We start from the raw sequence: 26,059 nt of genomic DNA, 5'->3' as shown, positions 1-26,059 counted from the left end.
TTCACCCCCCGGCTGGCAGCCCGGAGCGCGGCGCGGTCGCCAGGTGGTCGCCCACCCGCTTGACCATCAAGGTCATCTCGTACGCGACCTGCCCCACGTCGGAGTCGGCGTCGGAGAGCACGGCCAGGCAGCTGCCCTCGCCGGCGGCCATGACGAAGAGGAAGGCCTCGTCCAGTTCGACCACGGTCTGGCGGACGCTGCCGGATTCGAAGTGGCGGCCGACGCCCTTGGCCAGGCTGTGGAAGCCGGAGGCCACGGCGGCCAGGTGCTCGCTGTCCTCGCGGGTCAGGTCCTTGGAGCTGCCGGTGGGCAGGCCGTCCCCGGAGAGGATCACTGCCTTGCGGATGCTGCCGACCCGGTCGACGAGTTCGTCGAGCAACCAGTTGAGCTGACCGGAGCCGCGGCTCCGGGTGTCGTTGCCGGTCTGCGGTGCGGTCATCGACCGTCCCCCTCGTTCTCGTTCTCGCTCTGGTGCGCGGGACCGGTGGTGGCGCTGGTGCCCGTCCCGGCCTCGGACTGCTGCTGTGCCTGCTGAGCCTGCTGTGACTGCTGTTTGCGGCCTGCCGTCCAGCCCCGCTGGAGTGCGGACATGCGCGAGCGGACTTCCTCGGCGTCCCGGTCGGCCACCGGGTCCGCGGCGGGTTCGGCGGGTGCCGCGCCCGCGCTCCTCTTCTTCAGCTGGGGCGCCAGGCTGGCCTGGCGGACGCGCTTGGGCAGCCCGCCGGGGCCCGTGACCTGCCCGGGAGCGGCCTGCCCGGGTGCGGCCTGCCCGGGGGCGGCCTGCCCGGGGGCCGGCTCGGGCCCGCCCGCGGGCTGCGGGGCCTGCGGGACCGCGGAGACCGGACGGGGCTCCACGCGGCGGCCGTGTTCGGCGACGAGCGTCGGGGTGGGGCGGCGGCGCGGCAGCTGTACGGGGCCGGAGTTCCGGGCGCCGTCGGGGCGGGAGCCGCGCAGCGCGTCGGAGCGGTGGCTGTCCAGCCGGACCGGGCCGGTGGGGGCCAGCGGCTCCCGCTCGCGGTCGCGGTCCCGGGCCGGCCTGCGGTCGGGGTGGGCCCGGTCGGCGGGGCGCAGCCCCAGCAGGGCGCTGCGCGGGGTGCCGTTGGGCGGGGTCTCGTCGTCGAGGGTGGCCATGGCGGGGCGGCCGCCTGCGCCGACCGGTCCGCTGATGCCGGTGGTCATCTCGTCGAGGGCGGCGGGGTCGTCGAGGCCGTCGAGGCCGAGTGCGCCGAGGGGGGCTTCCAGTTCGACCGGGCGGCGGCTGTCGCCGGAGCGCAGGGGGCGGCCGGCGGCGGGGGTGTGCCGCAGGGCCGTCGGGGCGGTGCGGGCGGGCCGCTTGGCGCCGGTGCCGGGCGCGGAGCCGGGCCTGCCGTGCTTGCCGTCGCCGATCCGGAGGCCGGTGCCGTTGGTGTCGGGGGCGTCGGTGAGCAGGGCGGCGGGGAGGAAGACCACGGCGGTGGTTCCCCCGTACGGGCTGGGCTGGAGGACGACCTTGATGCCGTGGCGCTGGGCGAGGCGGCTGACGACGAACAGGCCGAGGCGGTCGGTGTCGGAGAGCTCGAACTCGGGGGTTTCGGCGAGCCGGAGGTTCGCATCGAGCATGGCCTCGGGGTTCATGCCGAGGCCGCGGTCGTGGATCTCCAGGGTGAAGCCGTTGGCGACATGCTCGCCGTGGACCTGGACGGCGGTGTGCGGGGGCGAGAAGACGGTGGCGTTCTCGAGGAGTTCGGCGACGAGGTGGGTGACGTCGGCGACGGCGGGGCCGGTGATGCCGAGGCGCGGCAGGCGGCGTACCTCGATGCGCTCGTAGTCCTCGACCTCGGCGACGGCGGCGCGTACGACGTCCATGAGCTGGACGGGCTTGCGCCACTGGCGGGAGGGGGCGGCGCCGGAGAGGATCACGAGGCCCTCGGCGTGGCGGCGCATGCGGGTGGTCATGTGGTCGAGGCGGAAGAGGTCGGCGAGCTCGTCGGCGTCCTCGGTGCGCCGTTCCATGGTGTCGAGCAGGGTGAGCTGGCGGTGCAGGAGCACCTGGTTGCGGCGGGCGAGGTTGACGAAGACCTCGGAGACGCCCTTGCGGAGCTCGGCCTGCTTGACGGCGGCCTCGACGGCGGCGCGCTGGAGGGTGTTGAGGGCCGCGCCGACCTGGCCGACCTCGTCCTTCTCGTATTCGAGGCGGGGGGCCTCGGTCTCGACGTCGACGTGTTCGCCGCCGGCGAGGCGGCGCATGACGGCGGGCAGGCGGACGCCGGAGACCTCGTGGGCCTCCTTGCGGAGCCGGGACAGGTCGCGGACGAGGTCGCGGCCGATGCGCACGGAGAGGATCACGGAGACGAGGAGGGCGAGGAAGCCGAGGATGCCGGCGACGGCCGCCTGGAGGAGGACGGCCATGGCGACGGGTTCGACGCGCTTCTGGTAGCGGTCGCCCGCGGCCGTGCCCATGGTGGCGAGGTCGTCGAGGACCTTGTTCGCGGCCTCGTCCCACTGGGCGGGGGTGAGGCTGCGCGGGTTCTTTCCGGCGCCGCCGGCGAGGAACCGCTCCTCGGCGTCGCGCAGCGGCTTGGTCTGGGGGCCGTTCCAGTACTGCTCGAATGTCTCCCGGTCGGCGGCGGGGAGGATGGCGAGGTTGAAGCCGTAGAGCAGGTTGCGGTTGGCGGCGAAGTCCGAGACGTGCCGGAGGTCGGTGGTGCCGACGTTGCGGGCGGCGAGGGCGGAGGCGATGACGGCGTCCTCGCGGGAGAGCGTCTCGCGGGCCCGGGTGATGCCGACGAGGGCGCGGCCCTGCTTGTCCATCTCCACGTTCTCCAGGGCGTGGAGGTTCATGAGGAAGTCGTAGCAGGGGTCGACGAGGCGGCTGTAGAGCTCGAGCGCCTGGTTGGGGTCGAGGGTGTTCTGGTCGACGGAGCGGCGCAGGGTGCCGATGCCGTGGAAGGCGTCGAGGATGGAGCCCAGCCGCTGGGCGGCCGCGGGTGCGAGTTCCTCGGCGACCTCGGGGTCCTTGGCGTTCTTGCTGATGCGGTCGACGAGTTCGTCGGTGGCGGCGCGCCGCTTGGCGAGTTCGGCGGTGGCGGCGGAGGCGCGTGGGTCGCCGATGACGACGAGGGTCTGGCGGCGTTCCTTCTGCAGGACGCGGACGACGTCCTCGATGGGGTAGCCGACCTTGTCGATGACGTAGGCGACGTCGAGGAGTTGGAGGGCCTCCCGGCCGGTGACGACGGTGGAGAAGCCCCAGAGCGCGGTGAGGGAGACGAGCGGCACGAGCAGCAGCGCCACGATCTTCCGGCGGATGGACTTCCCGCGAAGCCGCATGGCCTCCCCAGCCTCCCCCAGCTCAACCCCCGGTCAGGGGATTGGTGTTCCGTCGTTCAAACGGCGTGAGCCTACTACTGCAGTGCGAAGGCTTCGAAGGCGTGTCCGGACGTTTTCGGCCGGACGCCCCGGTGAAGATCAGGAGTTGTCCGATACTTCCGGTCAAGTGCGGCCCGTTATGTGGCACATGACACTTCGTGGGGCCTCGGTCCCACCGATGGGACGGATGGCTGGAACTCTTCGTTCCGGCGGACTCGGAGGGTGCGGGTGGGGGTCGGCGGAGTGGGGGAAAGTACCGCGATGCGGGAATCTCTCGGCGTCGCCGTACGTCTACCTGTTCGAGGGGATTCGTCGGGCGCAGGTCGTTCGGCCGGGGGCTGCCGGGTAGACATCACCGGCAGTGCGGAGGGGAGGGCGCGGGCCATGGGGTTCTACGAGGGCACGGGCGCGGCAGCGGGATCGGATGCCGGCGCGGAGACGGCGGGGGGCGCGGGCCCGGGTGGGCCGAGGCCGTCGCTGTGGCAGGAGGAGCCGGTCGGGCGGCGGCGGCTGCCGGATCCGGTGCGGGAGTCGGCGGTGCGGGCGGTGCTGATCGTGGCCGTCACGCTGACCGGGGCGACGATCACCTTCTTCCTCACGCTGACCGGCTCCTGGCTGGCCTTCCCGATGGCGCTCGTGTCGATAGCCGGGACCGTGGTGGCGACGTGGTCCGTGCTGGACGTGCTGATCACCCGGCAGATGTGGAACCAGCGGTACGGCGTCCTGTCGGAGCCGAGCAGCACGGCGCGGGGATCGCGGCGCCAGGCCCGCCGGGCCCGGCGGGAGGCCCGGTCGGCCGGGCGAATACCGCGGAACGGCAGGCCGTCGGCGTCGGCGTGGCCGTCCGCGGCCGCGGACTCCCGCTACGGGGCGACCGGCCGGGGCTGAGCCGGAGCCCGGCCGCGGCGGCGGAAGGGCCCGGCCGTACCGGCCGGCCCGGCACGGCAGACCGCCCCGGCACGGCCGGGCGGCTGACGGGGGCGGTGCCGCCCGCGGGCCGGACGGGCCGGCCGGCGGGCGGGGGCGCGGCCGGTCAGCCGGCCGCGGCGGTGCGGCGGAACATGCGGGTCGCCGTGATCTCGCCGTGGATCGTCTCGCCCTCGGCGGACGGCTGGGGCAGGCCGGGGCGCAGGTGCTCCTCGACGCTGATGTACTTCAGCCCGGCCCGCAGGTCGGCGTCGTTGCGCAGGCGGATGACCAGCGGGAACTCGGCCAGGGCCGTGGTGTCGAACAGGCCCGTGGTGTACAGCAGCTGGACGCCGAGCGCGTCGGAGACGGCCCGCTGGAGTTCCAGCAGGTACGTGGCGTTGGCGCGGCCGATGGGGTTGTCGAGGAACAGCGTGCCGGCGTGGCGGTGCTTGTCGCGGCCGCGGTCGTTGCTGCGCAGGGCGGCCATGGTGCAGTAGAGCGCGATCGCGGCGGTCAGCAGCTGGCCGCCGGAGAAGACGTCGCCCATCTGGCCGACGGGGACGCGCTCGGCGCGCAGCACGGCGTCCGGCTTGAGGATCTCCACCGCGATGCCCTTGGGTTCCAGGGCCGCCTGGACTCCGCGGAGCAGCAGGGACATGCCGTCGCGGCGGCCCTCGCCGAAGGCGGCGTTCTTCTTGACCGCGGAGCGGGTGGCGTCGTCGATGACCTCGCCCAGGCGTTCCGTGAGGGTGGCCTGGTCGGGTTCCTCGAAGCGGATGCGCAGGAACTCCTGGCCCGACCATTCGCCGAGGCCGTCGGGGAGGCGGGAGAGCCGCTGGGCGGAGCGCAGCGTGGCCAGGGCGGACTCCACCAGTCCGCGGAGCCGGTCGACGATGCTGTCGCGGTTGCGTTCCAGCTGGGCGAGCTCGTCGGTGAGGACGCGCAGGCGGGGCGCGAAGGCGGTCGCCCAGGCCGCGGCGTGCTCGGGCAGGGCGGAGGCGGGCAGTTCGCGGATCTGCTGGCGCGCGGGGGTGCGTACCTGCTCGTAGCGGGTGGCGTTGGCATGCCGGACGAGGATGTCGCTCGCCTCGCGTACGGCGGCCTCGGCGGCGGAGAGCTCGGCGGCCGCGGCGCGCAGGGAGCGGCGGGTCTCGGCCGCGGACTGCCGGGCCTCCTCCAGGGTGCCGGGGTGCGCGGTGGGCTCCTGCTCGTCGTCGTGCGGGGTGTGGTCGCGCAGCAGGTCCCGCAGGAGGGCGGCGGTCTCGTCGAAGCCGCCGGCGCCGTCCTCGGCGGCGCGGTGGGCGCGCAGCAGGTCGGCGTGGGCGGCCCGGGCCGTTTCCACGGCGGCGGTGTGGGCGGCGAGCTGGGCGGTGGCGGTCCGCAGCAGGATCTGGGCCTGCTCGGCGTCCCCGGGGACCATCTCCTCGGGCAGGTCGGTGTGGGCCTCGCCGTCGGCCGGGGCGTGGCGTTCGGCCTCGCCGCGGAGCCGGCCGAGCTGCTCGCTGGCCGCGGAGGCGCGGCTCTCCAGCATCTGGACGAGGGCCTCGGCGCGGGCGGCGGCCGCCTGGCGGGAGGGGCCGTCGGCGCCGTCGGTGCCTTCGAGGAGCTGGGCGGCGCGGGTGCGGACCTTGTTGGTGAGCCGGTCGAGTTCGGCGAGGGCGGCGCTCTCGTCGCTCTCGGCGCGGGCCTGTTCGGCGCGCAGGTCGGCGCCGACGCCGACCTTCTCGTAGAGCTGGGAGGCGGCCCGGTAGGCCTCGCGGAGGTCGGGCAGGGGGCGGTGGCCGTCCTGGGCGGTGTTCCCGTCGTCCGGGAGGGTTTCGGGGGCGCCGGCGATCTCGGCGCGTTCGGCGCGCAGGGCGCGGGCGGTGCGGCGGGCGTCGTCGGCGGCGCGCTGGGCGGCGCGGCGGTCCTCGTCGGCGGCGCGGGCCCGGTCGAGGCAGATCTCGGCGCGGGCCTCGCATTCGGCGGCCTCGTCGGCGAGCTCGCGGGCCTTCGCCTGCCAGCCGGCGCGCTCGCGCAGGCGGAAGGCCAGGCCGGCGAGGGCGTCGGCGGCGCGGCGGGCGCGCTGGGCGGCGTCCTGGCGCTCGTCGCGGACGCGGGCGGCGTCGGCGGAGACCTCCTCGGCCTCGGCTCGGGCGGTGCGGGCCTCGGCGAGTTCGGCGTCGGTCTCCTCGGCGAAGGTGCGGGCGGCCGTGGCCTGCTCGGCGAGTTCGGTGAGGCGGCCGGGCGGGCAGCCGGTGCGCCAGGAGGCGAGCCGGGCGGCGAGTTCCCGGTCGCCGGCGAGGCGGGCGGCGAGGTCGCGGATCTCGGTGTCGCGGGCGGTGGCGCGGGCGCGCAGGGCCTGGCGTTCCTCGTCGGCGGCGTGCTCGTCGTGCATGGCCGGGTTCGGCGGGACGATGAAGATGCCGGAGGCGCCGCCGTCCGGGCCGGCGCCGGCCGGGGGGACGGGCGCGAGGAGGGCCGCGGCCGTGCCGACGGCGACGGTGGAGCGGGGCAGCAGGGCGGCGCCGCCGAGGACCTCGCGGGCCCGGGAGTGGGTGTCGGGGTCGGTGATGATGACGCCGTCGACGAGCTCGGGGCGGGCCGCGAGGACGGCGGCGTGGTCGGCGGGGTCGACGGACTGGGCGAGGTAGCGCCAGCCGGGCAGGGCGGGGATGCCGTGCTCGCCGAGGAATTCGACGGTCGCGAGGACGTCGGGGCCGGGCGGGAGGAGGCCGCCGTCGCCGAGGGCGCCGATGATGCGGGCGTCGTCGGCGGCGGCGGTGCGCAGGTCGAAGAGCTGGCGTTCGGCGGAGGCGACGGCGTCGCCGAGGAGGGTGCGGAGGTCCTCGGCGTTCCGGTCGAGGTCGGCGGCGGAGAGCCCGCCGGCGGCCGGGTCGTGGGCCGGGGCGATGTCGGCCGTGGCGGCCGGGGCGCCGTCGGCGCCGCGCGGGCGGGGGACGGCGGGCCGGGCGGCGGCGGGGAGGCCGAGGAGTTCGGCGAGGCGGGGGGACTCGGCGAGGGAGGCGGCGGCGAGCTGTTCGGCGGCGTGGGCGGCCTCGGCGGCGTCGGCGGCGTCGGCGGCGCGGGCCGCGGTGAGTTCGGCGCGGGATTCCGCGGCGGCGGCCTCCCGGGCGGCGTCGGCGGCCTCCCGGGCGGCGTCGCGGGCCTCGTCCCAGGCGGCGACGGCGACGGTTTCGGCATCGCTGGCGGCGAGGGCGGCGCGGGCCGGGTCGGCGTCGGGCGCGGAGTCGTCGAGCCAGCCGGCGCGGACGGCCTCGGCGGTCTCCTGCTGGACCTCGGCGAGCCGGGCCCGCAGGTGCTCGGCCTCGCTGCGGGCGCGCTGGGCCGCGGTGGCGGCGGAAGTGGCGTCGCGGTGGGCGGCCTCGGCGGCGGCCTGGAGCGCGGCGGAGCGCTCCTCCTCCTCGTTGGCCACGTTCTCGCCCTGCTCGGCGGCGGTGTGCAGGGCCCGTACGAGGGCGGCGGCGGCCGAGGCACGGGCGGCGAGGGCCGGGGCGGCGTCCCGCTCGGCCTCCAGGATGGCGGCGGCGACGCGGGCGGAGCGGTCGGCGGCGGCGCGGTGGCGCAGCACGGTCTCGGCGGCCTGCCAGGCGGCGTGCAGGGTGCGGGCCTCCAGGAGTTCGCGGCGCTGGGCGGTGGCGGCCTTGTCGGCGACGGTCAGGGCCAGCGAGGCGTGCCGGTAGGCGAGTTCGGCGGCGATGGCGGCGCTGCGGTCGCGGGAGGCCTCGGCGGCGGTGACGGCGTGGGCGGCGCCGGTGACGCGCTGGGCGAGGTCGGCGGCGCGGCCGCGTTCCCCGGCGGCGCGCGCGGACAGCCGCCGGGCGAGGGTGCGGGTGCGGCGCTCGGCTCCGGCGTGGATGTCGCGGAGCCGGGAGCGGGTCTCCGCAGCCTCGACGATCTTGGTGAGGAGGTCCACGGAGCCGGCGGTGAAGTCCCGTTCGGCCATGAGCTCGGCGCGGCGGCCGAGCTTGTTGCCGAAGCCGTGGACGAGGTCGGCGAGGCCGTCGGTGTCGCGGGTGTCGGTGACGGCGCGCAGCAGGAGGTCGGTGAAGTCGGAGTCCTTCTTGACCGCGAAGAGGCCTGCGGCCTCGCCCTCGTCGGCGTTCATCTCGCGCTGGTAGCGGAAGAGTTCGGGGTCGAGGCCGAGTTCGGTGAGGTGCTCGTTCCAGCGGTCGTGGATCTCCTCGAAGTACACCTCGAGGTGCGGGTACGCCTTGCCGGCCTCGGTGAGGGTGTCGCGGAAGCCCTTCATGGTGCGGCGGCGGCCCTGGGCTCCGGAGGCGCCTTCGACGGGCGGGCGGACGGCGGTGGACTCGGCGACCGGCAGGTTGTCGAGGCTGAGGCCGGGGCCGGGCCGGAAGGAGTACCAGGCCTCGGCGAACTTGCGGGGGTCGTTGGAGACCTGGCGGCCGCGCCATTCGCTGACCTTGCCGACGACGACGCATTCGCCGGTCAGGGTGTGCTGCCATTCCAGGGCGACGTGGCCGCAGTCGTCGGCGAGCAGGAACTTGCGCAGCACGCCGGAGCTGGCGCCGCCGAGGGTGTTGCGGTGGCCGGGCAGCATCACCGAGAAGATCAGCTTGAGCAGGACGGACTTGCCGCCGCCGTTCTCCAGGAAGAGCACGCCGGCGGGGGCGGGGCGGCGCGGCGGGCCGACGGGCTCGTCCTCGAAGAACTCCGCCTGGGTGGGCGCCGGGTGGGGTACGGGGGCGCCGACTCCGCGAAGGTCGAGCACGGTGTCGGCGTAGCGTGCGCCGGCGGGCCCGATGGAGTAGAGGCGGATCCGGGACAGCTCGTACATGGCGGCGGGCTCTCGTGGTGTCTGGTGGGTGGTACGGGATGTGCGGTGGGTGGGGCGCGGGGCCCGGGCGAGCGCGGGGCTCAGGCGTGGAAGGGCAGGCCGGCGTCGGGGGCGAGCTCCAGGTCGTCGCCCTCGGGCGGCGGGAGGAGGCTGGCGGTGCCGTCGCTGACGGGGACCACGCCGAGTTCCAGGAGCTCGGCCATGGCCGCGCTGCCCGCCATGTCGCGGACCTGGAGCTGGTAGCGGGGGGTGGTGCGGTAGGTGCCGCCGGCGTCGTCGCCGGTGCGCTGGAGGAACCCGGAGTCGGTGAGGAAGGCGGCGGCCTTGCCGACGATACCGGTGGTGGAGCCGGCGAGGCGGCGGGCGTCCTTGGTGGCGCCGGTGGCGCTGCGGCGGGCGTAGACGCGCCAGGCGGCCTCCAGGCCGGGGGCGTCGGTGGCCGGGTCGGTGTTCTCGCCGGTCTCCTCGGCCCGCTCCTCCAGGCGGCGGCAGGCCTGGCGGACGAAGGCGTCGACGCCGTTGACGGTGACGCGGCCGATGTAGCCGTCGTCGGCGAGGTCCTCGGGGCGGGGGAAGGCAAGGGCGGCGAGGGCGAGGTGGGCGAGGCCGTGCAGGAACCGGTCGCCGGAGTCGGCGGTGGTGCGGCGCGCGTAGTCACCCATGCGAACGGCGAACACGGAGTCCTCGTCGGCGGCGACGGCCATGCCGGCGCGCGGGGACACCTCCAGGACGATGAGCCCGAGGCCGGTGGCGACGGCGTCGGCGAGGCGGCCGAAGGCGGGGTCCTCGCGGTAGCGGCGCAGCAGTTCGGCGTATTCGGCGTCGCGGGCGGGCTGCAGCTTGGGCTGGAGTCCGAAGGCGACGAGCCGGGCCGCGTCGGCGGCGTCGGCGGGGGTCAGGTGTGAGCCGGCCGGGGCGGACGGCGCCGTCGGGGCGTCGGCCTCGCTCCACGCGGGGTGCTCGGCGTGGTGGTCGGTCACGGGTACTGCCTCTCGTGGGGTGCGGTGCTGGTGGTGCGGGCGCGCGGGGCGCCCTGGTCGGCGGCGTACGGCCGCGGGGGATGCGGGGCGGCGGCCGGGGGGCCGGCGCGGAACGGGGTACCGGGACGGCACCGGAGGCCGGCGCGCCAGGTGGCCGCGCGGGACCGGGTGCCCGTGCGGGACCGAATGCCCGTGCGGGGCCGGGCGGCCGTGCGGGGCCGGGTGCCCGTGCGGGGCCGGGTGGCCGTGCGGGGCCGGGTGGCCGTGCGGGGCCGGGTGGCCGTGCGGGGCCGGAGGCCGGCTCGGGGGGTCATGCGGCCTCCGTGCGGTCCGCGGTCATCGCCGCCGCGTCGAGGAGGGCGGTGCCGACGATCAGGTCGGCGCCGCCGAACTCGGGGTCGTCGAGCTCGGTGCCGTCGTCCACCGCGAACAGGAGCCGCTCCTCGCCCTGCCGGTACGCCGTTCCGACGGCCGGGCTCGCGGCGTGGACGGCGAGCAGGGCCACCAGGTAGGGCAGGTCCGGGTCGGTGCGGCGGGCCTCGGCGAGCAGGCCGGACAGCCGGCGCGGGGCGTCGTGCGGCAGGTCCAGGAGTTCCATCGCGGCGGCGAGCTGCTCCTCGCTGAAGCGGCTGTCGTCGGGGGTGGCGATGAGGTCCGGCTCGGGCATCTCGGCGCCGAGGTGCTCCCGTTCGACGGGCGGGGTGAGCAGGATGTCGACCAGGTCGGCGACGCGTACGGAGGCGGGGGTGCGCAGGCCGGTGCCGGAGGCGAAGAAGGCGTCGGTGACGCGGGTCGCCTCGGCGACGGGGAGCGGCAGCAGCGGGGCCACGAGCTGCCCGTACAGGTCGATCCCGGAGCGCGGCGCGGGGGCGGCGAAGGCCTGCCGGTCCTGTTCGGCGCGGAACAGCGGGCCGGCTTCGAGCAGCCGCGACTGGAGCTGGGTGTGGCGGCGGATGCAGTCCTTGACGATGTCGACGAGTTCGGCGGCGCGCCGCTTGTTCTCCGGCTCCTCGGCCTCGTCGCGGACCTTGCGGATGTTCGTCAGGATGGCGTTCTCGTGCCGGTAGCGGTCGGCGACGTGGTCGAGGGCCTCCTCGATCATGTCGGGTACGGACTGCAGCCAGTCGACGGCGCGGACGTTGCGCCGGGTCGCCTCCAGGGTGCGGCGCAGGGTCTCGGCGTACTGGACGGTGCGGTAGCGGGCCTGCTCGGCGGCGAGCTGGGCGTCCGCGAGCCGGCCGCGGCTGACGAGGACCTCCAGCTTGACCTCGGCGGCGATCTGGGCGCTGGTGACGTCGGTGTCGAGGGCGCCGACGAGGACGTTGACGGCTTCGTCGGTGGTGCGCAGGTAGACGGCGCCGCCGTAGCCGGGGACTTCCTCGAGCAGTTTGAAGTCGTAGTCGCGGCGGACGTAGACGCCGTCGGGGCCGAAGGTGCCGTAGATCGCGCGGAAGCCGCGGTCGACGCTGCCGACGTTGATCAGGTTTTCGAGGACCCAGCGGGCCACGCGCTCGTGCTCGGCCGCGGGGCGGTCGGGGGCCTGGGCGGCGACGCGCGGGAGCAGCCGGGCCACTATCTGGTCGTGGTCGGCGCCGGTGTCGAAGTCCATGTGGAGTGTGACCAGGTCGATCGCGGCGAGGGCCACTTCGGCCATCGCGTAGATCCCGTACTCGCCGGCGAGGTTGGCCTTGCGTACGTCGAGGTCGTGGAGCGGGGCGGTGCAGGCGAGCGCGCGCAGCCGCCGGGCCAGGCCCTCGTCGGCGGCCGGGCCCGGCGCCGGGGACGGAAGGGTCTTCGCCGGGGCAGGGAGAGTCACGGACAAAGATTAGGCGCTGACAGGGACAACAGCCCAAACGGCATGGTTCGGCCTGATCGGTTCCCGTCCTCGGGCGCTGTTCCGAGCGGCCGTGGCGAAGTCGGCCGCGGTGCGGCAGCGCCCCGAAGGGGCGCGGAGAACTGCGCGACCGGCCGCAACCGGGCCGCGGGTGTCTGCCGGCCCATCGCAGCACCTTCCGCGGAGCGCCTAGGCTCACGCCATGGCTTCCGTGATCACACCTTTGATCGATCTCAATGCCGACCTGGGTGAGGGGTTCGGGCGCTGGACGCTCACCGAGGACGACGCCCTGCTGTCCGTCGTGACCAGTGCGAACGTCGCGTGCGGCTTCCATGCCGGGGACCCGTCCATCATGCGGCGGGTGTGCGAGCTGGCCGCGCAGCGGGGGGTGCGGATCGGCGCGCAGGTCTCGTACCGCGATCTGGCGGGTTTCGGGCGGCGCTCGATGGACGTGCCGCCGGACGAGCTGGCGGACGAGGTCGCCTACCAGATCGGGGCGCTGGAGGTGTTCGCGCGGGCGGCCGGCTCCCGGGTGTCGTACGTGAAACCGCACGGCGCGCTGTACAACCGCACCGTGCACGATGCCGGTCAGGCGGCCGCGGTCGTCGCCGGGGTGCGCACGGCGGCGGGCCCGGACCGGGACCTGCCGGTGCTGGGCCTGCCGGGGTCGCCGCTGCTGAGCGCGGCGGAGGCGGCCGGGCTGACGCCCGTGCCGGAGGCGTTCGCGGACCGGGCGTACACGCCTGCCGGGACGCTGGTGCCGCGCGGGGAGCCGGGGGCGGTGCTGCACGACCCGGACGCGGTGGTCGCGCGGGCGGTGGCCCTGGCCGCCGACGGCGCGGTGGCGGCTGCGGACGGCTCGCGGATCGCGGTGCCGGCGCGCTCGCTGTGCCTGCACGGGGACACCCCGGGGGCGGCCGGGCTCGCGGGGCGCGTGCGGCAGGCCCTCGACGCGGCGGGCGTACGCGTGGAGGCCTTCGCGTGAGGGCCCTGGCCGTGGGCGGCGAGGCGGTGCTGGTCGAGCTGGACTCGGCGGCGGAGGTGGCCGCGCTCCACGCCGAGGTGCTGCGCCGGTGCGACGCGGGCGGGCTGGGGCCCGTACGGGACGTCGTACCGGCCGCGCGGACGGTGCTGCTGGACGGGGTACGGGAGCCGCGGGCGCTGGCGGAGCGGATCGTGCGCTGGGAGGTGCCGCCGCTCACGGAGGCGGAGGGGCCGCTGGTCACCGTCCCGGTGCGGTACGACGGGTCGGACCTGGCCGAGGTGGCCGGGCTGTGGCGGATACGGGAGCGGGAGGTGGCGGAGGTCGTCGGGTCGGTCGTCTTCCGGGTGGCGTTCTGCGGCTTCGCGCCCGGCTTCGGCTACCTGACCGGGCTCCCGGAGCGCTTCCACCTGCCCCGGCGGGACACACCGCGCACCGCGGTCCCCGCGGGTTCGCTGGCGCTGGCGGGCGAGTACGCCGGGGTGTACCCGCGCTCCTCCCCCGGCGGCTGGCAGCTGATCGGGACCGCGGACGCGGTGCTGTGGGACCCGGAACGGGAGCCGGCGGCCCTGTTCGCGCCGGGGGTGCGGGTGCGGTTCGAGGAGGTGGCCGGGTGAGCGGCGCGAGGCCGGCGAGGGCGCTGGAAGTGCTCCGGCCCGGGGCGCTGACCACGGTCCAGGACGCGGGCAGGCCCGGGTACGCGCACCTGGGGGTGCCCCGGTCGGGCGCGCTGGACGCCGCCGCGTACGCCCTGGCCAACCGGCTGGTGGGCAACCCGCCGGAGGCGGCCGTCCTGGAGACCACGCTGGACGGGGTCGGGCTCCGGGCCGGCTCCGGCGGCGCGGTGACGGTGGCGGTCACGGGCGCGCCGTGTGCGGTACGGGTGGCAGGTCGCCCGGTGGCCTGGGGGGCGCCGGTCCGGGTCCCGGCGGGGGCGGAGCTGGAGGTGGGCCGGGCGGAGTCGGGGGTGCGCAGCTACGTGGCCGTGCGGGGCGGCTTGACCGTGCCGCCGGTCCTCGGCAGTCGCTCGACGGACCTGCTGTCCGGGCTGGGGCCGGCCGTGCCGCCGGGCGGGACCGTGCTTCCGGTGGGTCCGGCCGGGCCGGATCCGGTGTGCGGAGCGGACGTGCTGCCGGTGCCGGGGGCTCCGGCGGAGCTGGTGCTGCCGCTGCGCCTGGGGCCGCGGGCGGACTGGTTCGGGCCGGCTTCGCTCGCCGCGCTGTGGCGTGCGGCGTACCGGGTGTCCCCCGCGTCGAACCGGATCGGGCTGCGCACGGAGGCGGGGGCACCGCTGGCCCGCGCCCGGGCCGGGGAGCTGCCGAGCGAGGGCATGGTGCTGGGCGCGGTGCAGGTACCGCCGGACGGCCTGCCGGTGGTGTTCCTGGCGGACCATCCGGTGACGGGCGGCTACCCGGTGGTCGGCGTCGTCCCGCCGGGCGCGGCCCTGGACGCCGCCGCGCAGGCCCGGCCGGGGGTTCCGGTCAGGTTCGTCCCCTCGCGCTGAAAGGTTCCGTCGATGACGGGATCCGGGTGACGGGATCCGGGCCGGTCCGAGCGGCACGCGGCGCCGTCCGAGCCGCTGCGCGCGCCGTCCTGGACCTGGTCGCCGTCGACGGGCTCAGCCCGGCCGAGGCCGCGCGGGCCCTGGGAATCGCCCCGGCGCCGCCGTCCGGGTCTGCCTGCACCGTGCCCGGCGCGCACTGCGGGCGGCGGTCCCCCGCCCCGACGTTCCCGGCCCCAGGCCGGAGGCAGCCCGACGGGCGACGGGCCCCGTGCGTTCGAAGAGCCGCTGAAGGCAGCGCTGCCGGCGAGGATGCCGGAGACGCCCGAGCCGACCCCCGTCAGGTCCTCCGCCCGGCGGTACGGCGTACCGCTCGCCGTCGCCACGGCCGTCGCCGCGGCGACGGCCGTGGCGGCCGGGCTGGTGGTCCCGCGCACGGCCGTGGGCCGGGACGGCACGCGGCCCGCGTCGCAGCCGGCGGCCCGGGGCTCCACCGCTTCACCGACGGCCCCGCCCCGGCCGGGGCGCGCTTGAGGTGGTCAAGGGCGCCGACGGCCCGGTCCGGGCTCCCGTGCCGATGCCCGGCACGCCGTTGCCTCAGCCGCAGCACCGCAGCCGTGGCAGTGCAGCCGCAGACAGGTCGACCCGGCCGTTCACCGGCCGGGTCGACGTGTTCCGTGGTGCGCGCCCGGGGCGTCCCGGGCCCGGGGGCGGGCCGGTCCGCCCTACAGGGCCGTCTCCGGGGCGATGCGGCTGCGGACGGCGGACTGGACGTCCTCCTCCTCCGCCGGGTCGGATGCCAGGCGGCGGAGCCGCGGGGCGACGCGGGCGTCGGCGGTCTCGGCGTGGCGGGCGGCCACCTCGCGGGTGGTCTCCTCGCAGTCCCACAGGCACTCCACCGCGAAGCCCGACGCGAAGGTGGGGTCCGTGCCCGCGAGGGCGCGGGCGGCGCGGCCGCGGAGGTGGGAGGAGGCCGTCTCGCGGTAGATGTGCCGCAGGACGGGGGCCGCGCAGCCGATGGAGAGCCGGCCGGCGCCGTCGACCAGGGTGTAGAGGCGGGGGGAGTCCGGGCCGGAGCCGCGGACGGTGGAGCGGAGGGCGCCGAGGACGAGGCCCGCGTCACCGGTTTCGCCGTGGGAGGCGAGGAGGGCGGCGGCGGCTTCGCCGAGGGCGTCGGGGCGGTGGATCCAGCTGCGGGCCCGGTCGAGGGCTGCGGAGCCGGTCATCCGTTCGTAGGCGGCGACGGCGGGTTCGTCGGCGGCGGCTTCGATGAGGTCCAGGACGACCGGGTTGTCCGGTTCGGCGAGGACGAGGTGGTGCAGGGCGGTGGCGCGGGCGGCGTCTCCGGCGGCGCCCGCGGCTGCGGCGAGGATGGTGCCGCGGTCCTCGGGGGAGGCCACGGCGGTGAGACAGCGCGCGGCGGGCACGTGCAGCGGGGTGCCGCGGCGCAGTCCGTCGGCGGCCCATTCGAAGACGGCCTGGACGCCCCAGCCGGGCCGGGGGCCGTTGGGGGTGAGCTGGCGCTGCCAGCGGTCGAAGGAGCCCTGGCGGCGTGCCGCGCCGAGGCGGGCGCCGTACTCGGCGGTCTCCTCCCACAGGCACCAGGGGCGGGGCTCGTAGGCGTCGCGGACGGCGGCGGCCAGCCGCGCCTCACCTTCGTCCGTGGCGGGGAAGCGGGCGAGTACGGGCGCTGCCAGGGACAGCAGGCCTTCGTCGTCGTCGCGCAGGGCGAGCTCGTCGAGGGCCCAGGCCCAGTTGGCGCCGGAGGCGGCGTACCGGCGCAGCAGGATGAGTGCGTCGTCGCGTCCGTACGAGGCCAGGTGGCCCAGGACGGACAGGGCGAGGCCGGTCCGGTGGTCGCTGTCGTCGACGAGGTCGTCGGCGCTGAAGAGGTGGCTCTCGATTTCGCCCAGGGGACCGTCGAGGTCGAGGTAGAGGCGGGCGTAGTACAGGGAGCGGTTCTCGACCTGCCAGTCCTGGCGCGGGTCACGGAGCACGCACTGGTTGAGGGCCTGGAGGGCCTCGGCCCGGGGGGCCGCGAGTGCGTGCAGGGTGCCGTCGCCGCGGCCCCGCTGGAGGAGCCCGAGCAGGGTGCCGCTTGGCGCTATGACTGGTTCGAACATGGGAATGGCCTCAAATCAAGCTGGGGACGCAACCGGGAATCGGGGTTCACAGGGCCGCGTAACAGCATGTGAGGACGTCCGCCGTCTTGTTCCGCTCGATGTTGACCATTGCCTTCTCACTCTCGTCGGTGCTTCGCGACCACGGCGGCCGGTTTCCGCAGGGGGCGGGCTCGGACACGGTCGTGTCCTGCCCCCTCCTGCCCGTCCGCCGTGCTCGCGAATCGAATCCGACGCCATGATGACCCAGCCGGTTTGTGCGCCGCGACCACATTTACGGCCGCCGTGACCAAGCCGTGAGGTCGGTGCAGGGTCACACCATGGCAGGTCATGGCCGAAAGCGGACTACTTGACTCCGAAGAGTTCGAGGAGATCCGCCTTGGCGAACATGCGCGCCGTGTCCACGGCGGAGGGGGTTCCGGCGTGCGGGTCGGCGCCGGCGGCGAGGAGGGCGCGGATGACGGCCTCCTCGCCCTTGAAGACCGCTCCGGCGAGCGGGGTCTGGCCGCGGTCGTTGGCGCGGTCGGGCTCGGCGCCGCGCCGGAGCAGTGCGGTGACGGTGTCGGCGTGGCCGTGGTAGGCGGCCAGCATGACGAGGGTGTCGCCGCGGTCGTTGGTGAGGTTGGCCGGGACGCCGGCGTCGAGGTAGGCGGCGAGCACGGCGGTCTCGCCCTGCCGGGCGAGGTCGAAGACCTTGCCTGCCAGCTCGATGACGTCCGCGTCGGGGGCGTCCTGGGAACCTCCGTCGGTGGGCTGGTACTCGCTCATCGGTCGCGTTCCGCCTTCCACTCGTGCGCGTCCGTTCGGGTGAATCGCCAGGGTAACGCCCCGACCTGCACGGATGGTGTCCGTGTCCACGGCACGGGCGCGCTCCGGCCGGCAGGGCGGCCCTTCTCGCGCGCGGCCTGGTCGCCGCCCGGGCTGAGCCGGTCAAGTGAAAGAACCGGAAATTCACCCGTACGCACCTTTTATCGCATTGATACTTCCTGTGAGCTTGGAACAACTGATGGTGACTGTCCCCACCCACCAGGAGAAACTCTCATGATCCTCTCCATTTCGGGCGTCGTCCTGCTCGGCATCATCGCGTTCCTCTTCTTCAAGAAGGACGGGATGAAGCTCAGCCACGCCTTCGTCTGCGCGCTGTTCGGCTTCTTCCTCGCCGGTTCCGCGATCGCCCCCAGCATCACGGCGAGCACGGCGAGCCTCGCGAGCCTCCTCGGCGGGATCAAGCTCTAGCCGCCCCCGTCCCACCGAAACCCCAGGAGACGCCCGTGGCCCGGCGCCCACTCCCCCGGCTCCTCGGCGGCGGCATCCTGTCGCCCGCCCGGGGGCGCGAGCTCGCCCGAACGGCCGCCGACAGTGCCACGGACGTCCTCCATCCGCTGCTGGTCATCGGGCGCGGCCTGCGCATCCTGGCCGCGGCCGCACGGCGCCGGTGGGCCGCCACCCCCAAGGACAGGCGCGGTCCCGCCCTGTTCCTGGGCGTGTCGGTCGCCCTGGTCCTCGCGCTCGCCCCGTACGGGCCCCTGCTCGCCCTGGCCGCCCTCATGGCGGCAGCGGCCTGGCAGGGGCGGGAGCGCGCCGCGGCCAAGGCCGGGCCGGGCCCCGCCGAGCTCGAACGCCTCGGCTCCCTGTACGAGGCGCTCGTGCCGTACTTCTCCGTCCCGGAGGACCCCAGTCCGCTCTTCGCGCACGGCGGGGAGTGGCAGCGGGCCTTCAGCGAGTACGGCTTCGACGCAGCGGGCCGGATCACCCGGCTCCGGATCCGCTACCCGGCGTACTTCACGGACGGCGAGCCGGCCTCCCGGTCCCGGATCGAGGCCCTGCTGCACGCGAAGTCGGGGCGCGGCCGGGAGTACCTCTTCGACTGGGACGAGGAGGGCAACCGGCTGGACCTGCGGGTCCTGGAGCCCCTGCCCGCGGGTGTCCCCGTCCAGCCGTTCGTCACCTCGCCCGGCGAGACCGTGCTGGGCTTCACCGACGCGGACGGCGTGCAGCGCACCCTGCCCGTGCTGGAGGACGGCGCGCAGCACGACATGCCGCCCGTGATCTGGCGGACCGGGCCGCGGTCCGCCGAGCCGCATCTGCTGGCCGTGGGCCACCCGGGCAGCGGTACGTCCACCCTGCTGCGGTCGATCGCCCTGCAGGCGCTGCGGCACGGGGGCGACGTCCTCGTCGTGGAGGGCGGCGGCAGCGGCGAGTTCGCCTGCCTGTCGGGCCGACGCGGCGTGCCGGCCGTGGAGTGCGGTCCGGCCGGGGCGCTGGCGGCGCTGGACTGGGCGGCCCACGAGACCGAGCGCCGCCTCGTCGCCACGCACCGGGCGCGCGAGGCCGGGCGCCCCGTGCCGGAGGACGTCCGGCGCCCGCTGTGGATCCTGCTGGACCGGCCGGGCGTGCTGGCCCATGTCGCGGCGGCCGAGGGGGCTCCGGATCCGTTCGTGCGGCTCCAGGTGCCGCTGCGGCACGGCCGCGCCGCGCACGTGACGGTGGTGGTGGCCGAGCAGTTCGACCACCTGGGGCTGCTGGGCGACGCGGTCTGGCAGCACACGCGGGCCCGGGTCGTGCTCGGCCCCGCCTCGGCCGGGCAGGTCGGCGACGTCCTGGGGCTGCCGCCGCACACCACCCCGGTCCCGCGGGTGCCGCCGGGCCGCGGGTACGTGCGGCTCGGCGCCGGGCCGGTGCACCGTCTGCAGGTGCCCGCGGCCCCGGACCCGTACGACGAGGACGCCGACCCGGCGCACCGGGAGGCGGTGCTGGAGCTGCTGCCGGCCCGGGCGCAGGCAGCCGCGGGCGGCCGGGCCGCGTCGGCCAAGTCGCTCCAGACCCAGCCCCCGGCGCAGGCACAGGGCCCGGAGGCGGAAGCAGACGCCGCGGACCGCATCCCGGAGGTCCCGGCGGAGGCTCCGTGAGGTGAGGCGCCAAGCAGTCGCGGCGAAGTCGACGGCGGTTCGGAGTGCCCCGCAGGGGCGCGGGGAACTGCGCGCCCAGCCCCCACCGGCCCGCGGTGTCATGACCGGACCCCCGCGGAGTGCTCAGGCCGCGCTCACGCCACAAACGTGCGCGGGGGCTCCGCGCCGCTGCCGCCCGCGCCCGTGCCGACCAGGCGGGCGGCCGCCGCGAGCCGGGCCGCGGCCTCGTCGGCCACGGGCCCGCCGACGGTGAACGGCAGCCGGACGTAGCCCTCGAAGGCGCCGTCCACGCCGAACCGCGGGCCCGAGGGGACCCGTACGCCGACCCGCTCGCCCACCTCGGCCAGCCGCGAGCCGGAGAGCCCGCCGGCCCGGGCCCACAGGGTGAGCCCGCCCTGCGGGACCTCGAACTCCCAGTCGGGCAGTTCCCGGCGCACCGCGGCGACGAGCGCGTCCCGGTTCTCCCGGGCCTGTTCGCGGCGGAGCTGCACGGCCTCCTGCCAGCCGCCGGTCCGCATGAGCCAGTTCAGGGCGAGCTGCTCCAGCACCGGTGTGCCGAGGTCGGCGTACGCGCGGGCGGCGACGAGGCTGCGGATGACGTCGGGGGCGGCGCGGACCCAGCCGATCCGCAGGCCGGCCCAGAAGGCCTTGCTGGCGGAGCCGACGGTGACCACGGTGGAGCCGGCCGGGTCGAAGGAGCAGACGGGCCGGGGCATGTCCAGGCCGGGGTCGAGCCGGAGCTCGGCCATGGTCTCGTCGACGACGAGCACGGTGCCGGCGGAGCGTGCGGCCTCCACCATGGCGCGGCGCTGTTCGTCGGAGGCGAGGGCGCCGGTCGGGTTGTGGAAGTCGGCGACGACGTAGGCGAGGCGGGGGGCGGCCTCGCGCAGCACCTGCCGCCAGGAGGCCAGGTCCCAGCCGGACAGTCCGTCGGCCATGGCGACCGGTACGAGCCGGAGGCCGGCGACGCGCATGAGCTGGAGGATGTTGGCGTAGGAGGGGGACTCGACGGCGATGCGCTCACCGCGGCCGGCGAAGAGGCTGCAGATGGCGTCGATGGCGCCCATGGCCCCGGTGGTGACCATGATCTGCTCGGGCATGGTGGGGATGCCCTGCTCGGTGTACCGGTCGGCGAGCATCCGCCGCAGGGCGGGCAGTCCGGCCGGGTAGTCGCCGTGGGTGTGCGCGTACGGGGGCAGTTCCTCCAGCGCGCCCTGCACGGCTTTGGTGAGCCAGGGCTCGGGGGCGGGGAGTGCGGCGCAGCCGAGGTCGATCATCGAGCCGAGGGACTCGGGCGGCAGCGGTTCCAGGCCGCGGGCGGGCAGCGGGTTGCCTGCGGGGACGGAGGTCCAGCTGCCGGCGCCGCGGCGGGATTCGAGGAAGCCCTCACCGCGCAGGGCCTCGTACGCGGCGGCGACGGTGGTGCGGGAGACGGAGAGGGCGACGGCGAGTTCGCGCTCGGCGGGCAGCCGGGCGGCGACGGGAACGCGTCCTTCGAGGACGAGCAGGCGGATGCCGTCGGCGAGGGAGCGGTAGGCGGGCGGCTTGCGCGTGCCGGGGGTTCCCGGGGTACCGGGGGCACCGGGCCGCTGCTGCTGGGAGGTGATGAGCCGCGCGAGCTGCGCGGCCCCCACTGCCGAGGTCCACTCCGCCATTGCGTCCGGTCCACCTTCCTCGGATTGGCCCCTCCGGGGGCGGGATGTGCTCCGAATTGGATTGCTTGTGAAGCCTCAGGGTGCCACGGGCGGGCCGCCCGGGCCAGGGCGGGGCACGGTCCCGCGCCCGGAGCCCCGCGCCCGCCGCCCCGGCCGGGGCGGGCCCGGATCCGGATCCGGGAGCTGCCCCGGCGTTCACCGGGGCTCCACGGCACGGCTGCCGGGCCGCCGTGAGGAGGGGGCATACTGCGGCAGTGACGCACGCAAGCCTTCGCCATCCGTATCTGGACCACCCCGCTCCGATCCCCTTCGCCCACCGGGGCGGGGCAGCGGACGGGCTGGAGAACACCGCCGCCGCCTTCGGGCGGGCCGCCGCGGCCGGCTACCGGTACTTCGAGACCGATGTGCACGCCACGGCCGACGGCAAGCTGGTCGCCTTCCACGACGCGACGCTGGACCGGGTCACCGACGGCAGCGGCCGGATCGCGGAGCGGTACTGGAAGGACCTGCGGCAGGTCCGGGTGGGCGGCAGTGAGCCGTTGCCGCTGTTCGAGGAGCTGCTGGAGGAGTTCCCCGACGCCCGCTGGAACGTCGACATCAAGGCCGAGTCGGCGCTGCACCCGCTGGTCAACCTGATCGCCCGGGCGCGGGCGTGGGACCGGGTGTGCGTGGGCTCGTTCTCGGAGAGCCGGGTGGCGCGGGCCCACAGGATCGCCGGGCCGCGGCTGGCGACCTCGTACGGGGTGCGCGGGGTCCTCGGGCTGCGGCTGCGCTCGTTCGCGATACCGGCGGCGCTGCGGGCGGGCGCCGTGGCGGCGCAGGTGCCCGAGTCGCAGGGCGGGATCCGGGTGGTCGACCGGAGGTTCGTGCGCGCCGCGCACGAGCGGGGCCTGCAGGTCCACGTGTGGACCGTGAACGAACCGGAACGTATGGAGGCTCTCCTCGACCTGGGTGTCGATGGCATCATGACCGACCGGATCGACATCTTGCGCACGGTGCTGGACCGGCGCGGGGCCTGGGCCTGACAGGGCTGCGGGGCCTCCGCGCGGGTGCCGGGAGGCCGCGCGACACGGGGACCAGCAAGGGGGCGCTCATGGGTGCGCAGACGGCAGAGGACGCGGGAACCGGTTCCGAGGACGGCAGACCGGCTGCCGCGGCGGCGGCCGCGCGCAAGCGCGAACAGCAGGGCTGGTACTTCTACGACTTCGCCGTGTCGGTGTACTCGGCGAGCGTGGTGACCCTGTTCCTCGGGCCGTACCTGACCTCCGTGGCGAAGGCGGCCGCGGACGCCGAGGGGTTCGTGCACCCGCTGGGGATCCCGGTGCGGGCCGGCTCGTACTTCGCGTACGCGGTGTCGGCGTCGGTGATCCTGGCGGTGCTGCTCATGCCGATGGTGGGGGCGCTCGCGGACCGGACGGGCCGGAAGAAGCCGCTGCTGGCGGTGGCCGCGTACGTGGGTGCCGCGGCGACGACGGGCATGTTCTTCCTGGAGGGCGACCGCTACCTGCTGGGCGGTCTGCTGCTGGTCGTCGCGAATGCCTCGCTGTCGGTGTCGATGGTGCTCTACAACGCCTACCTGCCGCAGATCTCCACCCCGGACGAGCGCGACACCGTCTCCTCCCGGGGCTGGGCCTTCGGCTACACCGCGGGTTCCCTGATGCTCGTGGCGAACCTCGCGCTCTACCTGGGCCACGACTCGTTCGGGCTGTCCGAGGGCATGGCCATCCGGATCTGCCTCGCCTCGGCGGGCCTGTGGTGGGGGGCGTTCGCGCTGATCCCGCTGCGCCGGCTGCGGGACCGGACGGTCGTGCGGGAGCCGGGTGCGGCTCCGCCGGTCAGCGGCTGGAAGCAGCTCGTCGCCACGCTGAAGGACATGCGGCGCTATCCGCTGACCCTGTCGTTCCTGCTGGCGTACCTGATCTACAACGACGGCGTGCAGACGGTGATCTCGCAGGCCTCGGTCTACGGCGCGGAGGAGCTGGAGCTGGAGCAGTCCACGCTGATCGCCGCCGTGCTGCTGGTGCAGGTGCTGGCGGTGGCGGGCGCCCTGGGGATGGGCCGGCTGGCGCTGCGGTACGGCGCCAAGCGCACCATCCTCGGTTCGCTGGCCGCGTGGGCGCTGACCCTGGGCGCCGGGTACTTCCTGCCGGCGCGGACCCCGATGTGGTTCTTCGCACTCGCGGCGATGATCGGACTGGTGCTGGGCGGCAGCCAGGCGCTGTCGCGGTCGCTGTTCTCGCACCTGGTGCCGGCGGGCAAGGAGGCGGAGTACTTCTCCGCGTACGAGATGAGCGACCGCGGGCTGAGCTGGGTCGGCCCGCTGGTCTTCGGACTGACGTACCAGGTCACGGGCAGCTACCGGGACGCGATCATCTCGCTGGTGGTCTTCTTCGCACTGGGTTTCGTGCTGCTGGCACGGGTGCCGGTGCGGCGCGCGGTGGAGGCGGCGGGCAATCCTGTTCCGGAGCGGATCTGACGGTGGGCCCGGCCGCGATCAGGACACGGCCCGGGTCCGTCCGGCGAGCGGTCGGAGGCCGGATTTCCATGCGATTTCCGAACGGATTTCGACGTCGAAGCAAAGGGCCGGTAGTGTACGCCTTTGGCCTGCCAGGCGGACCGTTACTGCGTGCTGAAGAAGTGAACGCGTTGGGTGACATCTGCTGCCAGATGTGACAAAACGGGCACTGGTGGGTACAACAAGGGGCGGCACGACGGGCGACGCATCACCCGGAGCGGGAATCTATACCGCCGACCGGACGTTGACCGGATGACGACGACAGCGACACCTGTCCTGTGGGCGACAAGCCCGGGAGGCACGATTCATGAGTGAGCGAGCTCTCCGCGGTACGCGGCTCGTGGTTACCAGCTACGAGACGGACCGCGGTATCGATCTGGCCCCGCGCCAGGCGGTGGAGTACGCATGCCAGAACGGACATCGATTTGAGATGCCGTTCTCGGTTGAGGCAGAGATTCCGCCGGAGTGGGAGTGCAAGGCGTGCGGCGCCATGGCACTCCTGGTCGACGGGGACGGGCCCGAGGAGAAGAAGGGCAAGCCCGCGCGAACGCACTGGGACATGCTCATGGAGCGGCGTACCCGCGAGGAGCTGGAGGAGGTGCTGGCCGAGAGGCTGGCGGTCCTGCGCTCCGGTGCCATGAACATCGCCGTGCATCCGCGGGACAGCCGCAAGTCCGCCTGACAGCCGGACGACCCGTCCACCCTGTCCGGGTGGGCGGCGCGTCCGCCTGACCGGTGGACGAGAGAACAAGCCGAGGGCCCCCGCCACGAGATGTGGCGGGGGCCCTCGGCTTGTTCTCTCGTATGCGCGTACGCGTCTTGTTCTCGTGTGTGCGTGTACGCGTTCTCGTGTACGCGCTGCAACGGGCCCGGTACGCGGATCAGGGGGCCAGCGGCGGCCGGTACCCCGCGTCGGGGCCGGGGCGGTCCGGGCCCTCCGGCCGGTCCTCGCGGATGACCTCGCCCTGGACCACCTTGCCGTCCGGCTGGTGGATGCGGGCCTGCTGGAAGGCGTCGGCGAGGCTCCCCGACCGTGCCGCGGCCATCCTGTGCTCCAGGAGGCGGCCGGCGCGGCGGCCGATCCACGCCCGGACCGGCGGTATCAGGCAGAGCAGGCCCACGACGTCGGAGAGCAGGCCCGGCAGGATGAGGAGGAGGCCGGCCAGCATGGTGAGGGCGTTGCCCGTACCGGGCCGGGGCGCGGTGGGCGGCTGCCCCTGCTGGGCCTGCTGGAAGGCGTCGGACAGGTTCTTGAAGGCGCGGCGCCCGGCCCGCTTGATGACGACGGCGCCGAGCACGATTCCGCCCGCGATCAGCGCGGCGACGGTCAGGCCGCCCGCGGCGTCGGCGACCAGGCCGAGCAGCCAGATCTCCAGGATCAGCCAGGCGGCGATCGCCAGGGGCAGGAACGTGCGGGCAGGCGAGCGCCGCCGGTGGGCCGTCGAAGTGGGTGCGCCGGTCGTCATGTCATCCAGTCTGCCCCGGCCTGCGTAAAAGCGGGCTCAGCCGGAGGTACCGGACATCCCCTAGGGGGTACCCGTGCCCAGGCGGCGCCCGGCGCGCGGCCGACCGGCCGGACGGCACGGACCTCAGGCGGGCCCGGTCCTCACACGGCCCGGCGCGAACCCCACACGGCCCGGGCCTCACACGGCGCGAACCTCGCGGCCCGGGCCTCGGGCGGCGCGGACCCTCAGGGCCTGCCCTTGTCGTGGGAGCGGTTCTTGTCCAGGCCCGTCAGCTTGGCCGCGTGCGACTGCAGGCCCCACTGGGTGACCCGCCACAGGGCCTCGACCACGATGTCCCGGCTCATCTTGCTGTCGCCGAACTCCCGCTCGACGAAGGTGATCGGCACCTCCACGACGCGGAAGCCCGCGCGCACGGCCCGCCGGGCCAGGTCCACCTGGAAGCAGTACCCGGCGGAGGCGACCTTCTCCAGGCCCAGCCCCACCAGGGTCTCGCGGCGGAAGGCGCGGTAGCCGCCGGTCACGTCGCGGATCGGGACATCCAGCATCAGCCGGGAGTACGTCGAGCCGCCGCGCGAGAGGAACTCCCGGCTCTTGGGCCAGTTCACCACCCGGCCGCCCGGCACCCAGCGCGAGCCGAGCACCAGGTCGGCGCCGGCCAGCGCGGTGAGCAGGCGCGGCAGCTCCTCGGGCTGGTGGGAGCCGTCCGCGTCCATCTCGACGAGCACGCCGTAGTCGCGCTCCAGGCCCCAGGAGAACCCGGCGAGGTAGGCGGCGCCCAGCCCCTCCTTGCCCTTGCGGTGCAGGACGTGCACGTGGTCGTCGCCGGCCGCCAGCTCGTCGGCGAGCTTGCCCGTGCCGTCGGGGCTGTTGTCGTCCGCGACCAGGACGTGCGCCTCGGGCACGGCCGCGCGCACGCGCGCGACGATCGGCCCGATGTTCTCCGCCTCGTTGTAGGTCGGGATGATCACCAAGGTCGTGCCGAGCGGTCCGTGGCCTCGCTGTCCGCCGTCGCTCACTGGGTCCGCCTTCGTGTTCTTGTACG

At 75.4% G+C, this 26,059-nt stretch carries 19 protein-coding genes; 9 read left to right on the top strand and 10 right to left on the bottom strand.

The annotated features are described in order from the left end of the window. Position 1: 1 nt before the first annotated feature. Positions 2 to 439 (bottom strand): roadblock/LC7 domain-containing protein, encoded by a 438-nt coding sequence (locus tag ACIQUT_RS15035; protein WP_403563124.1) that lies wholly within the window; start codon positions 437 to 439, stop codon positions 2 to 4. Beyond that, a complete protein-coding gene (locus ACIQUT_RS15030; RefSeq protein WP_403563122.1) occupies positions 436 to 3,306 on the bottom strand; it encodes a nitrate- and nitrite sensing domain-containing protein in 2,871 nt (956 codons plus the stop codon). The genes ACIQUT_RS15035 and ACIQUT_RS15030 overlap by 4 nt, the downstream gene beginning before the upstream one ends. Before the next feature lie 423 nt (positions 3,307 to 3,729). On the opposite strand from ACIQUT_RS15030, the gene ACIQUT_RS15025 reads away from it, so the two are divergent. Further along, positions 3,730 to 4,233 carry a hypothetical protein gene (locus ACIQUT_RS15025; RefSeq protein ID WP_403563120.1) on the top strand — a complete coding sequence of 168 codons (504 nt, stop codon included), beginning with the start codon at positions 3,730 to 3,732 and terminating at the stop codon, positions 4,231 to 4,233. Between the two features lie 145 nt (positions 4,234 to 4,378). Here the strand turns inward: ACIQUT_RS15025 and ACIQUT_RS15020 are convergent, their stop codons facing one another. From ACIQUT_RS15020 to ACIQUT_RS15010, 3 genes are all read right to left on the bottom strand, one after another. Beyond that, the gene (locus ACIQUT_RS15020) at positions 4,379 to 9,055 is read right to left on the bottom strand and encodes a hypothetical protein (protein ID WP_403563118.1); all 4,677 of its coding nucleotides are present in this window, start codon (positions 9,053 to 9,055) and stop codon (positions 4,379 to 4,381) included. Positions 9,056 to 9,135: 80 nt separating this feature from the next. Beyond that, positions 9,136 to 10,035: a hypothetical protein gene (locus ACIQUT_RS15015; RefSeq protein ID WP_403563116.1), complete on the bottom strand. Its 900-nt coding sequence runs from the start codon at positions 10,033 to 10,035 to the stop codon at positions 9,136 to 9,138. A gap of 310 nt (positions 10,036 to 10,345) precedes the next feature. After that, the gene (locus tag ACIQUT_RS15010; protein ID WP_403563114.1) at positions 10,346 to 11,851 is read right to left on the bottom strand and encodes a hypothetical protein; all 1,506 of its coding nucleotides are present in this window, start codon (positions 11,849 to 11,851) and stop codon (positions 10,346 to 10,348) included. A 241-nt stretch (positions 11,852 to 12,092) separates the two neighbouring features. Between ACIQUT_RS15010 and ACIQUT_RS15005 the strand changes: the two genes are divergently transcribed. From ACIQUT_RS15005 to ACIQUT_RS14995, 3 genes are read left to right on the top strand one after another with little or no spacing between them, the layout of a single operon-like run. Continuing rightward, on the top strand, positions 12,093 to 12,854 hold the full coding sequence (locus ACIQUT_RS15005; protein ID WP_403563183.1) for a LamB/YcsF family protein: 762 nt from the start codon (positions 12,093 to 12,095) through the stop codon (positions 12,852 to 12,854). Then, a complete protein-coding gene (locus tag ACIQUT_RS15000; RefSeq protein ID WP_403563112.1) occupies positions 12,851 to 13,468 on the top strand; it encodes an allophanate hydrolase subunit 1 in 618 nt (205 codons plus the stop codon). Before ACIQUT_RS15005 ends, ACIQUT_RS15000 begins: the two co-directional genes overlap by 4 nt. Then, positions 13,465 to 14,355: a biotin-dependent carboxyltransferase family protein gene (locus ACIQUT_RS14995; RefSeq protein ID WP_403563110.1), complete on the top strand. Its 891-nt coding sequence runs from the start codon at positions 13,465 to 13,467 to the stop codon at positions 14,353 to 14,355. Before ACIQUT_RS15000 ends, ACIQUT_RS14995 begins: the two co-directional genes overlap by 4 nt. A gap of 722 nt (positions 14,356 to 15,077) precedes the next feature. On the opposite strand, the gene ACIQUT_RS14990 is transcribed toward ACIQUT_RS14995, so the two are convergent. Beyond that, positions 15,078 to 16,475, bottom strand: coding sequence for a HEAT repeat domain-containing protein (locus ACIQUT_RS14990; RefSeq protein ID WP_403563108.1), 1,398 nt, complete (start codon positions 16,473 to 16,475; stop codon positions 15,078 to 15,080). Positions 16,476 to 16,817: 342 nt separating this feature from the next. Beyond that, complete coding sequence (locus ACIQUT_RS14985) at positions 16,818 to 17,240, bottom strand: ankyrin repeat domain-containing protein (protein WP_403563106.1); 423 nt, start codon at positions 17,238 to 17,240, stop codon at positions 16,818 to 16,820. A gap of 273 nt (positions 17,241 to 17,513) precedes the next feature. On the opposite strand from ACIQUT_RS14985, the gene ACIQUT_RS14980 reads away from it, so the two are divergent. Together ACIQUT_RS14980 and ACIQUT_RS14975 are read left to right on the top strand one after the other, a co-directional pair. Beyond that, on the top strand, positions 17,514 to 17,708 hold the full coding sequence (locus ACIQUT_RS14980; protein ID WP_030162614.1) for a hypothetical protein: 195 nt from the start codon (positions 17,514 to 17,516) through the stop codon (positions 17,706 to 17,708). A gap of 35 nt (positions 17,709 to 17,743) precedes the next feature. Continuing rightward, positions 17,744 to 19,381 (top strand): hypothetical protein, encoded by a 1,638-nt coding sequence (locus ACIQUT_RS14975; RefSeq protein WP_403563103.1) that lies wholly within the window; start codon positions 17,744 to 17,746, stop codon positions 19,379 to 19,381. A 134-nt stretch (positions 19,382 to 19,515) separates the two neighbouring features. Here ACIQUT_RS14975 and ACIQUT_RS14970 read toward each other — a convergent pair whose 3' ends face one another. Further along, positions 19,516 to 21,036 (bottom strand): PLP-dependent aminotransferase family protein, encoded by a 1,521-nt coding sequence (locus ACIQUT_RS14970; protein WP_403563099.1) that lies wholly within the window; start codon positions 21,034 to 21,036, stop codon positions 19,516 to 19,518. Between the two features lie 254 nt (positions 21,037 to 21,290). On the opposite strand from ACIQUT_RS14970, the gene ACIQUT_RS14965 reads away from it, so the two are divergent. The 3 genes from ACIQUT_RS14965 to ACIQUT_RS14955 all read left to right on the top strand — a co-directional run bounded on the left by ACIQUT_RS14965 (position 21,291) and on the right by ACIQUT_RS14955 (position 24,233). Next, positions 21,291 to 22,061, top strand: coding sequence for a glycerophosphodiester phosphodiesterase family protein (locus tag ACIQUT_RS14965; protein ID WP_403563097.1), 771 nt, complete (start codon positions 21,291 to 21,293; stop codon positions 22,059 to 22,061). A 68-nt stretch (positions 22,062 to 22,129) separates the two neighbouring features. Further along, complete coding sequence (locus ACIQUT_RS14960) at positions 22,130 to 23,512, top strand: MFS transporter (protein ID WP_403563095.1); 1,383 nt, start codon at positions 22,130 to 22,132, stop codon at positions 23,510 to 23,512. A 346-nt stretch (positions 23,513 to 23,858) separates the two neighbouring features. Next, the gene (locus tag ACIQUT_RS14955; protein ID WP_007262928.1) at positions 23,859 to 24,233 is read left to right on the top strand and encodes an RNA polymerase-binding protein RbpA; all 375 of its coding nucleotides are present in this window, start codon (positions 23,859 to 23,861) and stop codon (positions 24,231 to 24,233) included. Between the two features lie 199 nt (positions 24,234 to 24,432). On the opposite strand, the gene fxsA is transcribed toward ACIQUT_RS14955, so the two are convergent. Both fxsA and ACIQUT_RS14945 read right to left on the bottom strand, forming a co-directional pair. Beyond that, positions 24,433 to 25,017 carry an FxsA family membrane protein gene (gene fxsA / locus ACIQUT_RS14950; RefSeq protein WP_403563094.1) on the bottom strand — a complete coding sequence of 195 codons (585 nt, stop codon included), beginning with the start codon at positions 25,015 to 25,017 and terminating at the stop codon, positions 24,433 to 24,435. A gap of 224 nt (positions 25,018 to 25,241) precedes the next feature. Further along, positions 25,242 to 26,033 (bottom strand): polyprenol monophosphomannose synthase, encoded by a 792-nt coding sequence (locus tag ACIQUT_RS14945; protein WP_403563092.1) that lies wholly within the window; start codon positions 26,031 to 26,033, stop codon positions 25,242 to 25,244. Positions 26,034 to 26,059: the final 26 nt, after the last annotated feature.

This window comes from Streptomyces sp. NPDC090445 (genome assembly GCF_044769385.1).
GTDB lineage: Bacteria > Actinomycetota > Actinomycetes > Streptomycetales > Streptomycetaceae > Streptomyces.
The sequence above is the reverse complement of the archived record's forward strand: the minus strand, read 5'-3'. Positions and strand labels throughout refer to the sequence as shown.

Bases quoted from the DNA above. Each gene is read 5' to 3' on its own strand.
- ACIQUT_RS14985 (WP_403563106.1), bottom strand. From the start codon at position 17,240: ATGAGCGAGTACCAGCCCACCGACGGAGGTTCCCAGGACGCCCCCGAC.
- ACIQUT_RS14960 (WP_403563095.1), top strand. From the start codon at position 22,130: ATGGGTGCGCAGACGGCAGAGGACGCGGGAACCGGTTCCGAGGACGGC.
- ACIQUT_RS15020 (WP_403563118.1), bottom strand. From the start codon at position 9,055: ATGTACGAGCTGTCCCGGATCCGCCTCTACTCCATCGGGCCCGCCGGC.
- ACIQUT_RS15030 (WP_403563122.1), bottom strand. From the start codon at position 3,306: ATGCGGCTTCGCGGGAAGTCCATCCGCCGGAAGATCGTGGCGCTGCTG.
- fxsA (WP_403563094.1), bottom strand. From the start codon at position 25,017: ATGACGACCGGCGCACCCACTTCGACGGCCCACCGGCGGCGCTCGCCT.
- ACIQUT_RS15025 (WP_403563120.1), top strand. From the start codon at position 3,730: ATGGGGTTCTACGAGGGCACGGGCGCGGCAGCGGGATCGGATGCCGGC.
- ACIQUT_RS14955 (WP_007262928.1), top strand. From the start codon at position 23,859: ATGAGTGAGCGAGCTCTCCGCGGTACGCGGCTCGTGGTTACCAGCTAC.
- ACIQUT_RS15035 (WP_403563124.1), bottom strand. From the start codon at position 439: ATGACCGCACCGCAGACCGGCAACGACACCCGGAGCCGCGGCTCCGGT.
- ACIQUT_RS14980 (WP_030162614.1), top strand. From the start codon at position 17,514: ATGATCCTCTCCATTTCGGGCGTCGTCCTGCTCGGCATCATCGCGTTC.
- ACIQUT_RS14990 (WP_403563108.1), bottom strand. From the start codon at position 16,475: ATGTTCGAACCAGTCATAGCGCCAAGCGGCACCCTGCTCGGGCTCCTC.
- ACIQUT_RS14970 (WP_403563099.1), bottom strand. From the start codon at position 21,036: ATGGCGGAGTGGACCTCGGCAGTGGGGGCCGCGCAGCTCGCGCGGCTC.